The sequence below is a fragment of the Labrys monachus genome (assembly GCF_030814655.1).
Lineage (GTDB): Bacteria > Pseudomonadota > Alphaproteobacteria > Rhizobiales > Labraceae > Labrys > Labrys monacha.
Window position 1 is genome coordinate 4,659,069 of the sequence record NZ_JAUSVK010000001.1, and the last position, 15,135, is coordinate 4,674,203.

The window sequence follows — 15,135 nt, forward strand, 5'->3', positions numbered from 1 at the left end:
GGCCTGCGCAGACTCCGCTTGAAATGTTCCCGTTTTGTTCTAGTCTGGGTGAAACGGATTTCGCCCATGCCTTCGCCCGCTCCCCTCGTCTTCGACCGCGAACGCCGCGCCGAGAAACTGGCCGGGCTGCGCCTTCTCCTGCCGAAGCTGGAGCATATGCATGCCGATGCGGGCACGCTGCCCTTCGGCATCGAGGCCGTCGACCGTAAATTGCCGGGCGGCGGGCTCGCCCTCGACGCCCTGCACGAGATCGCGCCGCAGACCATCTTCGACAGCGCCGGCGCCTTCGGCTTCCTGATCTCGCGGCTGGTCCAGCGCCAGGACACGAATGCGGGCACGCTCTGGCTGGTCGTCTCGCCGCGCGGCCTGTCCGGCATGGGGTGGCCATACGGCCACGGGCTGAGGGCGCTCGGCCTCGATCCGGCTCGTCTCGTCCTCGTCACCGCGGCGGACGAGACACGCGCGGCCTGGGCGATGGAGGAGATCCTGCGCTCCGGCGCGGCCGGGGCCGTGGCGGGGCTGACCGGCGGCGGCCTCGAGGCCGCCATGAGCCGCCGCCTGCAGCTCGCCGCCGCCGCCGCGCCCTGCCCGCTCTTCCTGCTGCGCCCGCCTTTGGCCGCGGCCGCGACCGCCGCCGTCACGCGCTGGCGCATCGGCTCGGCGCCCGGCCCGCGCGATCGGTTCGGCCTGCTCACCGCCTGGCGCTGGCGCGTTCAGCTCGAACGCAGCCGCAACGGGCAGAACGGATCCTGGCTCATGGAGTTCGACCATGCCACGCATCGTCTCGGTCTGGCTGCCGCGCTGGCCGATCCAGCGCTTCCTGAGAGCGCAGGCCGGCAGGTCCGGGTCGCCTGACCGCCCGGCTTCGCCCGAGGCCGTCGACGCCCGGCGGCCCTTCGTCCTCACGGTCGAGGCGTCGGGCGGCCCGCGCATCGGCGCCGCCAACAAGGCCGCCGAAGCCGAAGGGCTGGCCGTCGGCGGGCTCGTCGCCGATGCGCGCGCCAGGGCGCCGGGCCTGCAGACCCGTCCGCTCGACCGCGAGGCCGACAGCGCGGCGCTGCATCGCCTCGGCCTGTGGGCGATGCGCTATACGCCCTCCGTCGCCGCCTATCGCCAAGCCGACGGGGCTGACGGCCTCTTCCTCGACATCACCGGCGCCAGCCATCTGGCCGGCGGCGAAGCAGCCCTGCTCGCCGATATCGTCAGGCGCCTGCGGCCGTTCTCGCTGGGGGCTCGCACCGCCCTCGCCGATACGCCCGGCGCGGCCTGGGCGCTGTCGCGCTGCCATGCGCAGGCCGCTGTCGTCCTGCCCGCCGGCGACGATCCCGCCGGTGCCCTCGCCTGCCTGCCGATGGCCGGCCTGCGCCTGCCGGACGACCTCTGCCTGACCCTGCAGCGGCTCGGCTTCCGGCGTATCGGCGACCTTCTCGGCAAGGAACGCGCCCCCTTCGCGGCGCGCTTCGAACCCGTCCTGCTCAAGCGCCTCGACCAGGCGATGGGCCGGCGGGAGGAAGCCCTGATCGTCCTGGAGCCGCCGCCCCTCCATCATCGCAGCCGCCAATTGCTGGACCCCATCGTCAGCCAGCCGGCGGTGGTGCATGTCGCGAGCCGGCTGATGAAGGACCTGGTGCCGGCCCTCGCGCAGGAGGGGCTGGGCGCACGCACCCTCAGGCTGCGGCTCTTCCGCGTCGACGGCGAAGTGCGCACCATCCATATCGGCCTCGCCGCCGCCACGCGCGATCCCGCCCATGTCGCCCGGCTGGTCGAGCTCGACCTGGAGCGGCTGGGGGAGACCATCGATGCCGGCTTCGGCTTCGAGACCGTCAGCCTGACGGTGACCACGACCGAGAAGATCGGCAGCCGCCAGGCGCGGCTCACCCTGCGCGACGGCACGATGCAGGCCCCCGTGCTCGACCTCGCCGAGCGGCAGTCCGAACTGATCGACGCGCTGCGCCAGCGCCTCGGGCCGCAAGCCGTGCGGCAGATCCAGCCCGTGGCGCGGCACGATCCGGCCTTTGCCGAGGCCGCCGTCGAGGCCGGCACGACGCCGCCGGCCTGGCCGCAGGCCGATCCCGCCCGCCTGCGGCCGCCGCTCTTCCTGGAGCGCCCCGAACCCCTGCAGATCCTGGCGACGGGACCGGACGGCCTGCCCGGCCATTTCCGCTGGCGCGGCACGCCCCATCGCATCGTCGACCTGCAGGGGCCGGAGCGCATCGCCGGCCCGTGGTGGGAAGAGACGGCGCCGCCGCTGCCGACCGGCCCCTCGGAGGAGGCGTTCGGCTGGGGCAAGCCCAAAGGCGACAAGGGAGGGAGCGGCAAGGCAGCGGCGCAGGCGAGGCCGAAGCTTCCGGACAGCGAAAGCCCGAGAAGCGTCAAGCGCAGCCAGTTCGAGAATACGGAGGCGGAACGCACGCCGCGTCCCACCTTCGCCGCCCCGCCGCAGCACGATTATTACGTCGCCGAGACGCAGGCCGGCCAGCGCTTCTGGCTCTGCTGCGAGGGGCCGGAACGCCCGCCCCGGCAGCAGACCTGGTTCATGCGGGGCCTGTTCGCATGAGCGCCTATGCCGAGCTCGCCGTCACCACCAATTTCTCCTTCCTGCGCGGGGCCTCCTTCCCGCAGGAGATGGTGAAGCAGGCGCAGGTCTACGGCCTTACCGGCATCGGCATCGCCGACCGCAACAGCTTCGCCGGCGTGGTGCGCGCGCTGGCGGAAGCCCGGAAACATCCGGCGCTGCGCTATCTGCCCGGCGTACGCCTCGTCACCACCGACGGCTTCGAGGCGATCGCCTATCCCACCGACCGGGCGGCCTATGGCCGGCTCTGCCGCCTGCTGAGCGAGAACAACGAGCGCATCCCGCGCCAGAAGGGCGAGTGCCGGTTCGGCTTCGAGGCCATCCTCGGCGCCAGCGAAGGCCAGATGCTGATCGCCATGCCGCCGGACGTGCCGACGGCGGATTTCATCCCCAAGCTCGCCGCCCTCGCCGAGGCCGCGCCGGGCCGCGCCTATCTCGCCGGCTGCCACCGCCACCGCGGCGACGAGCCGCGCCGGCTCGGCCTCCTCGCCGAACTGGGCGACCGGCTGGGCGCCCCGATGATCGCCGTCAACGACGTGCTCTATCACGAGCCGGACCGCCAGGCGCTCGCCGACATCCTCACCTGCATCCGCGAGAAATGCACGCTGGCGGAAGCCGGCCACAAGCTCGAGATCAACCGCGAGCGCCATCTCAAGCCGGCCGGCGAGATGGCCCGGCTCTTCGCCGCCTTTCCCGAAGCGCTGGCGCGCACGCTGGACGTCGTCAAGGCGTGCAGCTTCGACCTGAGGGACCTGCGCTACGAATATCCCGACGAACCGATCCCGCCCGGCAAGTCCGCGCAGGGGCATCTCGAGGACCTCGCCTGGGAAGGCGCGCAGCTTCGCTATCCCGGCGGCGTGCCGGAGAAGGTCTCCCGGCTCGTGCGGGCCGAACTCGCCCTGATCGCCAAGCTCGCCTTCGCGCCCTATTTCCTCACCGTGCACGACATCGTCGCCTATGCCCGCAACGACTTGAAGATCCTCTGCCAGGGGCGCGGCTCCGCCGCCAACAGCGCCGTGTGCTACTGCCTGGGCATCACCGAGGTGAACCCGGACGAAACCGATCTCCTGTTCTCGCGCTTCATTTCGGAAAAGCGCGGCGAGCCGCCGGATATCGACGTCGATTTCGAGCATGAACGGCGCGAGGAGGTCATCCAGTATATCTATGCGCGCTATGGCCGGCACCGCGCCGCGATTTGCGCCACCGTGATCCATTACCGCTCGCGCCGGGCCGTCGGCGAGGTCGGCAAGGTGCTGGGCCTGACGCCCGACGTCACCGCCGCCCTGTCGAAGACGGTGTGGGGCATGGGCACCCAGAAATGGACGCATGAGCGCGTCCGCCAGGCCGGGCTCGACCCCGGCAATCCCGTCATTCGGCAGGCGCTCCATTTCACCGCCGAGCTGACCGGCTTCCCCCGCCATCTCTCCCAGCATGTCGGCGGCTTCGTGCTCACCCGCGAGAGACTGAACGACACGGTGCCGGTCTGCAACGCCACGATGGAGGAACGCACCTTCATCGAATGGGACAAGGACGACATCGACACGCTCGGCCTGATGAAGGTCGACGTGCTCGCCTTGGGCATGCTGAGCTGCATCCGGCGCGGGCTCGATCTTCTGAGGCAGCATTACGACCGCAATCTCGGCGCCATCGCCGCCTTGCCGCGCAAGGACAAGCCCACCTATGACATGCTGTGCGAAGCGGATTCCGTCGGCGTGTTCCAGGTCGAGAGCCGGGCTCAGATGTCGATGCTGCCGCGTCTCAGGCCTCAGAAATTCTACGATCTCGTCATCGAGGTGGCGATCGTCAGGCCGGGGCCGATCCAGGGCGACATGGTCCATCCCTATCTGCGCCGGCGGGACGGCATCGAGAAGCCGGAGCTTCCCTTTCCGCGCGGCGGCTCGAAGAACGAGCTGGAGGAGGTTTTGGGAAGAACGCTCGGCGTGCCCCTCTTCCAGGAGCAGGCCATGGAGATCGCCATCCGGGCGGCCGGCTTCACGCCGGACGATGCCGACGGGCTGCGCCGCGCCATGGCGACGTTCCGCCACAACGGCACGATCGGCAAATACAAGGCGATGTTCATCGAGGGCATGGTCGGTCGCGGCTATGAGCGGGCCTTCGCCGAGCGCTGCTTCAGCCAGATCGAGGGCTTCGGCGAATATGGCTTCCCGGAGAGCCATGCGGCGAGCTTCGCCGTGCTGGTCTATGTCTCCGCCTATATCAAATGCCACTATCCCGACGTCTTCTGCGCCGCCATCCTCAACAGCCAGCCCATGGGCTTCTACCAGCCGGCGCAGCTGGTGCGCGATGCGGTGAAGCATGGCGTCGAGGTCAGGGAAGTCGACGTCAATTCCAGCGATTGGGACTGCACGCTCGAACCGGCCTCGCCGGAGAGCCCGCACCGGTTCGCCGTGAGGCTCGGCTTTCGGCTGGTGAAAGGCGTGAAGCAGGCCGATTTCGTCACCATGCTCGGCCGACGCGGCAACGGCTATGGCAGCCTCGAAAGGCTCGCCTCGGCGGGAGGGCTTTCCCATACCGCCCTCGAAAGGCTGGCCGAGGCCGATGCCTTCCGCTCGCTCGGGCTCGACCGGCGCTCGGCGCTGTGGGCGGTGCGCCGCTTCGCCACCATCGGCATCGGCCTGCAGAAGACGGGACGGGACCTCCCGCTCCTCGCGCCGCATCTCGACGACGACCTCTTCCCGGAGCCCGGGATCCGCCTGCCGGCCATGGCCCTGGGCGAGCATGTGCTGGAGGACTATCACGCCACCAGCCTCTCGCTGAAAGCCCATCCCTGCGCTTTCCTGCGGCCGGATCTCGCACGCCGCGGCGCCATCACCAACCGCGAGCATCGCAGCGAGGTGCTGGCGCAGGACAGCATCGTCGTGGTGGCCGGGCTGGTGCTGACGCGCCAGCGCCCCGGCACGGCCAGCGGCGTCGTGTTCATGACGATCGAGGACGAGACCGACATCAGCAACATCATCGTCTGGCCGAAGGTGTTCGAACGCTATCGCCGCATCGTCATGACGTCGCGGCTGGTCGCCATACGGGGCCGGCTGCAGCGCGCCGGCATCGTGGTGCATGTGATCGCGGAGGACCTCGTCGACCTCAGCGCCGAAATCTCGCGCCTGCGCGACAGGGACGGCCCGCCGCCGGCCCAGCTCGAACTCGGCCTGTTCAAGAGCCGCGATTTCCACTGAGGCGATCGCCATGGCCGACCGACAAGCAGCAGCGATCGCGGACATGGATCAAGCCTCGTTCGATTTCGGCCCCGATGATCGCCTCGTCGCCCTGCAGCAAAGGCTGCCGGAGGCCCATGGCATGCGATCAGGCGCCGAGGACGGCGCTTTCGATCGTCGTCGAAGCCCGACGCTTGTCTGCCGGCGTAAGCAGACAATGTACGCAATATTCAGCGCCGGTACTGAGCGAGTTGATTTATCCGGAGCGTTTTTCAATTTGACGGAATCCTCAAGAATCTCAAAGCCTCATTCAAACAACGATCTAGAATAAAATGGCATCGCCCGAATGAATTTTACTATAGACTCCTACTGTCGAGACCTGCCATCTTCCGCCGGCGCCCATGGGGGGGTACCGAGGGGGATTATCATGTGTCTTGAATGCACGAAATTGAGCCGTCGTAGTTTCTTGTCGCTCACGGCGACGGTGGCGGCCGCGGCGGGGCTGCTGGCGTGGGACGGCGCGATACGTCCCAGCTTCGCCAATTCGACAATCCGGCCCGATGAGGCGCTTGCCAGATTGAAGGCAGGCAACGAGAAATTCGTCAGCGCCCCGCAGCTCTGCGAGGCTGCCTTGACCGCAAACCGGGCCAGTGTTGCAAAAGGGCAGTCGCCCTGGGCGACAATCCTGACCTGTGCGGACAGCCGCGTTTCGCCCGAACTCGTTTTCGGCGGCGTCGGCCTTGGGGAACTCTTCGTCGCCCGCAATGCCGGCAACATCGTCGATAGTGACGTTCTCGGCACGATCGAGTATGGCGCCGAACACCTCGGCTCCCCGCTGATCGTCGTCATGGGACATAGCCGTTGCGGCGCCGTTCAAGCGGCGTGCGAGGTCGCGGAAAAGCACACCGTCCTGCCGGGATCGATCAAGGCGATGGTGGATGCGATCGTTCCCGCCGCGCAATCGCAGAAAGGCAAGCCCGGAGACTTCGTCAACAACGTCGTCTGCGAAAATGCCCGTCGCAATGCGCTCAAAATCAGTGCGGAGAGCGAAATCGTCACGGAACTCGTCCACGCCGGCAAGCTCAAGGTTGTCTATGCCCGCTATGACCTCGACACCGGCGCGGTGGACTTCCTCGGCTGATCGGCCCGGGCGGCGAAAGTCGAGGGGGCGGGCGTGTCGCGCCCGCCCCGATCTGAGGGCGAAGTCGATTGTGTCCGACGTGATCGAACACGTCGAGTCACCATGCCGGCCGACACGGCCAGTGGCCGAGCCGACGCCACCGCGGCCGCCTGCGGCACGATCGACCAGGCAATACCTCGTCACAGCCAGAAGCCACCCCGGCAATTGGCGGGGGCTTGTTTACCCGCTCGCCGGCCGCCGGTGCCGGACGCCGGAGCGCATTCCCACATGCGGGAACGCATGCCGCGCTCATGCGGTGCGCACGATCTCCATCAGATGCGCCGGCTGATGAAGCGGCCCGGTCGGCCCTTGTGCACGCATTCTCCGCTGCCGATCCCCTTCGCCGGTATCCGCGAGACGGCACGCCGGTCGAGAGCAGGACGTCGCAGGAACAGCCGGACCGACACGTCCATCGCGGATCGGGCTTCCCGACGATCAACCTATGCCGCCGCCTTCTGCCGATCCACGATGCGCTTGACGGCCGCGGCCGACAGTTGCAGGCGGCGCAGGGCGTGGCCGACCTGTTCGGGCCAATCGTCCAGCGTGTCGGCCGGCAGCATCGCCGCCTTGTCGCGGCCGGCGAAGAAATTGTTGGCAATGTGGAAGCCGAGCGCCCGGTAGACCTCGAACTGCTCCTCGGAGAAGAACTGGTCCAGCGTCGTCTCGTGCGGGAAGGCGGCGTTGCGGCGCAGATAATCGCGGATCAGGTCGCTCTCGTCGCCGGTGAGCGACGATTTGAGATAGATGAGCACGCCATATTCGCGCTTGCCCTGTGTGTCCAGACCGTAGTCGACGCGCCCGACCGCGACATGCGGGCCATGGCAGAGCGAGGGATCGCCGGCGGCGCCACGGGTCGAGGTGGGCGTGACCGCCTTGCTCGCGGCGCAGATCGCCGGCCAGGGCAGGTCGATCAGGATGCCCCGATCGATGCGGGCATAGCGCTGCAGGCGAACCAGCGAATCAAAGGTCATGGCGGGATCGGCCTCCGCATCGGCCACGACGATGACCTTGCAATGCCGCCGCAGAAGCTCGTAGACGCCGAGATTGTCGAAATGCCCGCCATCGGTGAGGTAGACGTTGCGTGTCGTCTCCCTGAGCTTTCCCACGACTTCCATGGCGTAGTAGAACGGCCCGATACTGGCCACCAGGCTCTTCTGCTTCCAGACCCCGGCGAACAGGGGATTGGGCAGCCAGTAGCCGAGCCGTATATTGAGGACGGCGAGGCTGAAGGTCAGCGCCGGGATGGTGCTGGCACCCATATTGGCCGAGGCCGCGGCACCCGAAATGGCAATGGCGGTGGGAAGATCCAGGTCGGGATGGATCTGCTCCAGCTGCCTCGTGCTCGCATAGCCGGTGGCGCTGGAGCCGGAGAACAGCGGGCTGAAGAAAAACGAATCCGCATTGCGGCCGCGCTGGTTGAGGTAGTGGGACCCTTCCAGATTGACCGACGTATTGACGAGGAGATAGGGGCCCCTTTTCCAGGCGTCGTGCCAGGCGGCCGGGGCTCCGGCCTTCGTCAGATGGCTCAGCTTCAGCCTGTCGAGATCGGTGCCTTTGGGCAGGCGGGACGTCGGCGAGGGAAAGCCGATGCTCGGATCGTCCGGCCCCAGCGCGTGCCCGTCCCAGATGAAGGCCCGGCTCAGGCGGTCGCGAAAATAGCGATGCAGCGAATTGGCGTTCGGGGAGACGAAAAGCGCGAGGGCGATCAGGACGAGGGCAAGCAGGACGAAGACCCCGGCGTTCGACGGCGGGGTGGCATGCAGCGCGGCGAAACACAGGCGGAGATAGACCAGCCAGAGCAGAAACGGCACGATGAGGGCGACGAGATAGAGGCCTGCCTTGCTCGCCCAGCGTTTCATCGAGCCCGACCAGCTCGCATCCCCAGCCGTCGTCCCCAGGATCGCCAGCAGTTTCTTGCTGAAGGCCGCCAGCGTCGTGGCCACGCCGAGCAGAACCGTAAAGGTCACCGGGCCGCCGAAACCGAGCCAATGCAGCAGATCGGCGAGCGCATTGACATGCTTGGGCTCGATCGCCTTGCCTGCCGCCACAGCCAACTTGTCCGGCCAGTCCGCGACGGTGACCATGGCCAGGAGCACATAGGGCTGGCATTCGAGCGCGAAGATCAGGAAACACGCGCGGAGGAACCAGGTGAACAGCCGGTCGGAGCCTTCGCGCGTCGTCAGCCTGATCTCGGCCATGCGGCCGCTCCCCGAACGCAGGGCGATCAGGGTATAGGCAAGCTGGACGGCGAAGAAGAAAGCGAAGGCAACGACCGTCCAGGGAAACCATCCCAAGCCGCTCAGGCAGGACGGCGCCGGAAAGAGCGGATCGGCAAGCGAGTCTTTCGTCGGCTTCAACAGAACCGTCGCGGCCACGAGGGTCAGGATCACGCCCGAAAAGATGACGGCATTGATCAGCAGCCCGCGGGCGAGCGTGATCAGCCCGGCCAGCACATCGCCGAAGCCATGAGGATTGAGATAGCTGGCATAGTCGCGGATATGCTTGGTCCCCACCGTCTCCTGCTTGCCGAGCAGGCTCGGATAGGGAAACTTGCCCTTCTGCAGCAGGCCGGCGATGACCGAGCCGCCCATATAGCCGCCGCCGGAAACCGTCGACATGTAATCGAGATTGTCGAGGAAATCGCCGCGGACGGCTTCGAGCCCCTGCATGACCCCCAGCGAGAACGCCGCCGACCTGATGCCGCCGCCCGACAGCGCCAAGCCGGAAATCGGAAGATCGCTTGCGAGCTGGGGAATGTCGTCGCCGCGTTCATCCTTTCCGGCTGATCGCTTGACGATATCGTTCCTCAACGGAGACCGTCCAGCGCCTCCCATCGCAAGCTTAGCCGAGAAAGCGGCATCGGGCAGCGGCTCGCCCGGCGCGGGTTGACCTGAAAGGAAATCACGCCTTTCCTCGATGGCCTTTATTTCTTCACCGAGGATATTATCGAAGGTCTTGCGCTCGACAGTCACGGCAATCTCCGAAAAGATGAAAGATCCATCCAATCAGGCTATTCTTCGAGACTTGCCGCTCTCTCTATTCCAATTCGGGACGGCTCAGGGACTTTCTGGACCGCAGGAAATACGAGACAGGCAGGATGGCAAGCATTTCCTCGCCATCCTGCTCTCTTATTTTCCGGTTGCAAGGTGATTTCCTTGCACCCTTCGAATTTTTCGAAGTCTTATACCCGTAGGGATCTCAGATGGGCCACCAGTCCCTTGGTGGAGGCATCGAGGCCTTCGACATTGGAGCCCTTGACCACCGGCAGCAGGCGCGAGGCGAGTTCCTTGCCGAGTTCGACGCCCCACTGGTCGAAGGAGTTGATGCCCCAGATGACGCCCTGCGTGAACACCTTGTGCTCGTAGAGCGCGACGAGGCGGCCGAGCATGCGCGGGTCGAGCTTGCGATAGGCGATGGTGGTGGTCGGCCGGTTGCCGGGGAACACCTTGTGCGGCGCCAGCAGCTCGACCTTCTTCTCCGGCATGTCCTGCGCCGCCAGCACGGCCCTGGCCTCGTCGAGGCTGCGGCCATGCATGAGCGCCTCGGTCTGGGCGAGGCAGTTGGCGACCAGGATGGCGTGGTGGTCGCCCATATTCGCCTCATGCGCCTCGGCCGCGATGAGGAAATCCGCCGGGATCACATTCGTGCCCTGGTGGATGAGCTGGTAGAAGGCATGCTGGCCGTTGGTGCCCGGCTCGCCCCACACCAGCGGTCCGGTGTCGCTCGTCACCGGCGTTCCGTCGAGATGGACGCGCTTGCCGTTGGACTCCATGTCGAGCTGCTGCAGATAGGCCGGGAAACGGCCGAGGCGCTGGTCATAGGGCAGCACCGCATGGGCGGCATAGCCGAGGAAATTGCGGTGCCAGATGCCGACGAGGCCCATCAGCACCGGAATGTTCTTCTCCAGCGGCGTGGTGGCGAAATGCCGGTCCATTTCGTGCCCGCCGGCCAGGAAGGCGGCAAAATTCTCCGGCCCGATGGCGATCATCAGGCCGAGGCCGATGGCCGACCACATCGAATAGCGCCCGCCGACCCAGTCCCAGAAGCGGAACATGCGGTCCTTCGAGATGCCGAAGGCCTCGACGGCGACGATGTTGGTGGAGATCGCGGCGAAATGATCGCCCACCGCCGTCTCGCCGAGCGAGCCGGCGATCCAGGCGCGGGCCGACTGGGCGTTGGTCATCGTCTCGATGGTGGTGAAGGTCTTCGACGACACCAGGAACAGCGTGCGCGAGGGATCGAGACGGGCCAGCGTATCGGCCATGTCGGCGCCGTCGACATTGGAGACGAAATGCGCGCGCGGCCCGTCCGCATAGGGGGACAGGGCGCGCGCGCCCATGGCCGGGCCGAGATCCGAGCCGCCGATGCCGATATTGACCACGTCGGTGATCCTGTCGCCCGTAGCGCCGCGCAGCACGCCGGAGCGGATCTTGTCGGCGAAGGCGTAGCAGCGGGCGAGTTCCTCGTGCACGTCCGGCACGACGTTCTTGCCGTCGACGCGGATATCCGCATCGGCGGGCGCCCGGAGGGCCGTGTGCAGGACGGCTCTGCCCTCTGTCGTGTTGATGGGATCGCCCCGGAGCATTTCGTCGCGGCGCATCTCCAGATTATGCGCGCGGGCGAGGGACAGCAGCAGCGCCAGCGTGTCGGCGCTCACGCAATTCTTGGACAGATCGACCAGAACGTCGTCCAGCCTGAAGGAGAACCTGGCGAACCGGTCGGGATCGGCGGCGAAGAGGTCGCGGGTGGTCGTCTGTCCCAGGGACTGCCTGTGGGCTTCGAGATCCTGCCAAACCTTCGCGGCTTGTGAATGATCCATGGTCGCTCCCTTCCTCATCCTCGTAAGTCATGCCAGATTGACGCTGACCGAAACCGTCCAGCTTTCTTGTCGCGCGTGCCGGAACAAGAAATCAATGGCGCATTGATATCAGCGCTTTTCACAAACCGGAACTGATTACCCATGACGATTTCCGACAGCATTCAGGCCATGGCTCCCGAGGTCGCCGCGTGGCGACGCGACATACACCGTCATCCCGAACTTCAGTATGACGTCCATCGCACGGCGGGCCTGGTCGCGGATCTGCTGCGGCAGTTCGGCTGCGACGAGGTGGTGGAAGGGATCGGGCGCACCGGGGTGGTCGGCGTCATCCACGGGCGTCCGGGCCCGCGCGCCATCGGCATGCGCGCCGACATGGACGCCCTGCCGATCGAGGAGGCGACCGGCCTCGCTTATGCCTCGACCGTGCGGGGCAAGATGCATGCCTGCGGCCATGATGGGCATACCGCGATGCTGCTCGGCGCGGCGAAGAACCTGGCGCGCACGCGCAATTTCACCGGCGATGCGGTGGTGATCTTCCAGCCGGCCGAAGAAGGCGGCGCCGGCGGCAAGGCGATGCTGGACGACGGATTGATGGACCGCTTCGCCATCGAGGAGGTCTACGGCATGCACAACATGCCGGGCATCGCCCCGGGCCATTTCGCCCTTCGCCCCGGCCCGCTGATGGCATCGAGCGACGTCTTCGACATCGAGATCACCGGCAAGGGCGCCCATGCGGCGAGCCCCCACAACGGCATCGATCCCATCCTGGTGGCCGCGCACATCGTCACCTCGCTGCAGAGCGTCGTGTCGCGCAACGCCGACCCGCTCGACAGCGCCGTGATCTCGGTGACCTCGATCCGCGCCGGCGAGACCTACAACGTCATTCCCGGCAGCGCCCGCCTGCAGGGCACCTGCCGGGCGCTGACCCCTGACATGCGCGATCTCCTGGAAAAGCGGCTGGTCGAGGTTTCCGAACTCACCGCGCAGGCGCTGGGCGCCTCGGCGAAGGCGGTCTACAAGCGCAATTATCCCGTCACCCGCAACCATGCCAGCCAGACGAAGTTCTGCGCCGAGGTCGCCCGCCGCGTCGCCGGCTTCGACAATGTCGATACCGAGACGGTACCGGTGATGGGCGCGGAGGATTTCTCCTTCATGCTCGAAGCCCGCCCCGGCGCCTTCATCTTCATCGGCAACGGCAACACGGCCGGGCTGCACAACCCCTCCTATGATTTCAACGACGCCATCCTCCCGGCCGGCATCAGCTATTGGACCCGCCTGGCCGAGGCGCGGCTGGCGCAATAGCGAGGGCCTGGGAGGTCTGCGGGCGTCGAGCCTGCCGCGCCGAGGTCGCTGACGCGGAGAGCCGCCTTCTCCCCTTCGAGAGAAGGGAAATCGCCGCTTTTTGCACATTTTGCACGCATTGCAGGGCCGTCCCGTCGGATAAAAAGCCTTGACAACGCCTTCTGCAACCGGTTTCATGAAACCGGTTGCAGAGCAGGTTGGGGCAGCATGGTCGTCCGAACTCCCCGTGATGTGCGTTCCTCGCCGACGATAAGCCACGTCGCGGACGAGGCCGGCGTGTCGCGTGCGACGGTCTCCCGCGCCTTCGGCCAGCCCCATCTGCTCAGCCGCGACACGGTGGAGCTCGTGCTCGGCGTCGCCCGGCGCCTCGGCTATGTTCCGAACCATACGGCCCGCGCCCTCAGCACCGGCCGGGCCGGCAATATCGCGCTGGTGGTGCCCGACATCACCAATTCCTTCTTCGCCGCGCTCATGCGCGGGGCCCAGGCCAAGGCGCGCGACGAGGGCTATGCGACGTTTCTGGGCGATTCCGACGAGATGCCGGACGTCGAGGACATGCTGCTGACCAAACTCGCCGCCCAGGTCGACGGCTTCATCCTCGTCTCCTCCCGCCTGTCCGAGGAGAGCATCCTCGAACACGCCAAGCGGCGGCCCTTCGTGCTGATCAACCGCGACGTGGCGCAGCTACCCCATCTTCTCATCGATACCGGGCCGAGCTATGCCCAGGCCGTCGAGCACCTCGCCGGGCTCGGCCATCGCTCCCTCGCCTATGTCGCCGGCCCGACGCTGTCCTGGTCGAACCGCGAGCGCCATGCGGCCGTCGAGGCGACGGCCCGCCGGCTCGGCATCGGCCTGGTGCGGATCGAGACCTCGAGGCCAAGCTTCGAGGCCGGACAGGCCTGCGCCGGCGAGTTGATCGCGGCCGGCGTGACGGCGGCCCTCGCCTTCGACGACGTGATGGCGCAGGGCATCATGGCCGGCCTCGCGGGCCGCGGGCTCGCCGTCCCCCGCGACTTCAGCCTGGTCGGCTGCGACGGCGTCCTCGCCACCACGACCTATCCGCCGCTGACCTCGGTCGAGACGCATTGCTTCGCCGCGGGCACCCAGGCGGTCGCCCTGCTCTTCGAGGTGCTGCGCGGCGCCGCGCCGCCCCATGCCGGCCTCCGCCTCCCGACCGAACTGATCATCCGCCAGACGACGGCGCCGCCCGGCGCGTCCCGGCCGGTCGAACCTCCCCTTCTCCCATCCAGGCAGCACGACGATCCGCATCATCGCGGCCGCGCCGCCGCAACCACGGAGTGACGATGATCCAGATCCACCTCGAGCCCGGCAAGACCGCCCTCGGCCAGGCCGCCGCCGATCTCGGCGCCCAGACGATCCGGTCGGCGATCGAAGCGCGCGGCTCGGCCAATATCGTCGTCGCCACCGGCGCGAGCCAGTTCGAACTGATCGAAGCCCTGGTGAAGCATGGCGACGTCGACTGGTCGCGCGTCACCGCCTTCCACCTCGACGAATATATCGGCATGCCCGAGACGCATCCGGCAAGCTTCCGGCGCTATCTGAAGGAGCGCTTCACGTCCTTCCTGCCGACACTCGGCGCCTTTCACTTCATCATCGGCGACGCTCCGGACCTCGACGGCGAGATCGCGCGCGTCAACCGCCTGATCGAGCAGCACCCGATCGACGTCACCTTCGCCGGCATCGGCGAGAACGCCCATCTCGCCTTCAACGATCCGCCGGCCGACTTCGAGGCCGCCGAGCCCTTCCGCGTGGTCCAGCTCGAGGAGCGCTGCCGCCGGCAGCAATTCGGCGAAGGCTGGTTCCCGACTCTCGACGCCGTGCCGCACGAGGCGATCACCATGACCATCCCGCAGATCGTGAAGAGCGCCCTCGTCATCCTCGCCGTGCCCGACCGCCGCAAGGCCGAGGCGGTGCGCGACACGCTGGAAGGGCCGATCACACCGCTGGTGCCGGCCAGCATCCTGCAGCGGCACCCCGCCTGCCACCTCTTCCTCGATCCAGAATCCGCTGCCCTGCTGCAGCAGATGCCAAGCAACGCCGGCGCGTGACCGGCCATCGATAAGCA

Annotated in this window: 10 protein-coding genes; 8 read left to right on the plus strand and 2 right to left on the minus strand. The window is 67.3% G+C overall.

Annotation, left to right across the window (positions count from 1 at the left end):
• The first annotated feature begins 66 nt into the window (after window positions 1-66).
• The 5 genes from J3R73_RS21325 (at window position 67) to J3R73_RS21345 (ending at window position 6,889) form a co-directional block, all read left to right on the plus strand.
• Window positions 67-855 carry an ImuA family protein gene (locus tag J3R73_RS21325; RefSeq protein WP_307431582.1) on the plus strand — a complete coding sequence of 263 codons (789 nt, stop codon included), beginning with the start codon at window positions 67-69 and terminating at the stop codon, window positions 853-855.
• Window positions 770-2,557: a Y-family DNA polymerase gene (locus J3R73_RS21330; RefSeq protein ID WP_307431585.1), complete on the plus strand. Its 1,788-nt coding sequence runs from the start codon at window positions 770-772 to the stop codon at window positions 2,555-2,557. The genes J3R73_RS21325 and J3R73_RS21330 overlap by 86 nt, the downstream gene beginning before the upstream one ends.
• Window positions 2,554-5,769 carry an error-prone DNA polymerase gene (locus J3R73_RS21335; RefSeq protein WP_307431588.1) on the plus strand — a complete coding sequence of 1,072 codons (3,216 nt, stop codon included), beginning with the start codon at window positions 2,554-2,556 and terminating at the stop codon, window positions 5,767-5,769. Before J3R73_RS21330 ends, J3R73_RS21335 begins: the two co-directional genes overlap by 4 nt.
• A 10-nt stretch (window positions 5,770-5,779) precedes the next feature.
• On the plus strand, window positions 5,780-6,079 hold the full coding sequence (locus tag J3R73_RS21340; RefSeq protein WP_307431592.1) for a hypothetical protein: 300 nt from the start codon (window positions 5,780-5,782) through the stop codon (window positions 6,077-6,079).
• A 96-nt stretch (window positions 6,080-6,175) separates the two neighbouring features.
• Window positions 6,176-6,889, plus strand: a complete 714-nt coding sequence (locus J3R73_RS21345; protein ID WP_307431595.1) for a carbonic anhydrase — start codon at window positions 6,176-6,178, stop codon at window positions 6,887-6,889.
• A 479-nt stretch (window positions 6,890-7,368) separates the two neighbouring features.
• Here J3R73_RS21345 and J3R73_RS21350 read toward each other — a convergent pair whose 3' ends face one another.
• Together J3R73_RS21350 and pgi are read right to left on the minus strand one after the other, a co-directional pair.
• Window positions 7,369-9,738 (minus strand): patatin-like phospholipase family protein, encoded by a 2,370-nt coding sequence (locus J3R73_RS21350; RefSeq protein WP_307431598.1) that lies wholly within the window; start codon window positions 9,736-9,738, stop codon window positions 7,369-7,371.
• A 371-nt stretch (window positions 9,739-10,109) separates the two neighbouring features.
• Window positions 10,110-11,765, minus strand: a complete 1,656-nt coding sequence (gene pgi, locus J3R73_RS21355; protein ID WP_370879972.1) for a glucose-6-phosphate isomerase — start codon at window positions 11,763-11,765, stop codon at window positions 10,110-10,112.
• Window positions 11,766-11,888: 123 nt separating this feature from the next.
• Between pgi and J3R73_RS21360 the strand changes: the two genes are divergently transcribed.
• From J3R73_RS21360 to J3R73_RS21370, 3 genes are all read left to right on the plus strand, one after another.
• Window positions 11,889-13,049: a M20 aminoacylase family protein gene (locus J3R73_RS21360; protein WP_307431603.1), complete on the plus strand. Its 1,161-nt coding sequence runs from the start codon at window positions 11,889-11,891 to the stop codon at window positions 13,047-13,049.
• 276 nt (window positions 13,050-13,325) lie between these two features.
• Window positions 13,326-14,351 carry a LacI family DNA-binding transcriptional regulator gene (locus J3R73_RS21365; protein ID WP_370879973.1) on the plus strand — a complete coding sequence of 342 codons (1,026 nt, stop codon included), beginning with the start codon at window positions 13,326-13,328 and terminating at the stop codon, window positions 14,349-14,351.
• A 2-nt stretch (window positions 14,352-14,353) separates the two neighbouring features.
• Complete coding sequence (locus tag J3R73_RS21370) at window positions 14,354-15,118, plus strand: glucosamine-6-phosphate deaminase (RefSeq protein ID WP_307431609.1); 765 nt, start codon at window positions 14,354-14,356, stop codon at window positions 15,116-15,118.
• Window positions 15,119-15,135 lie beyond the last annotated feature (17 nt).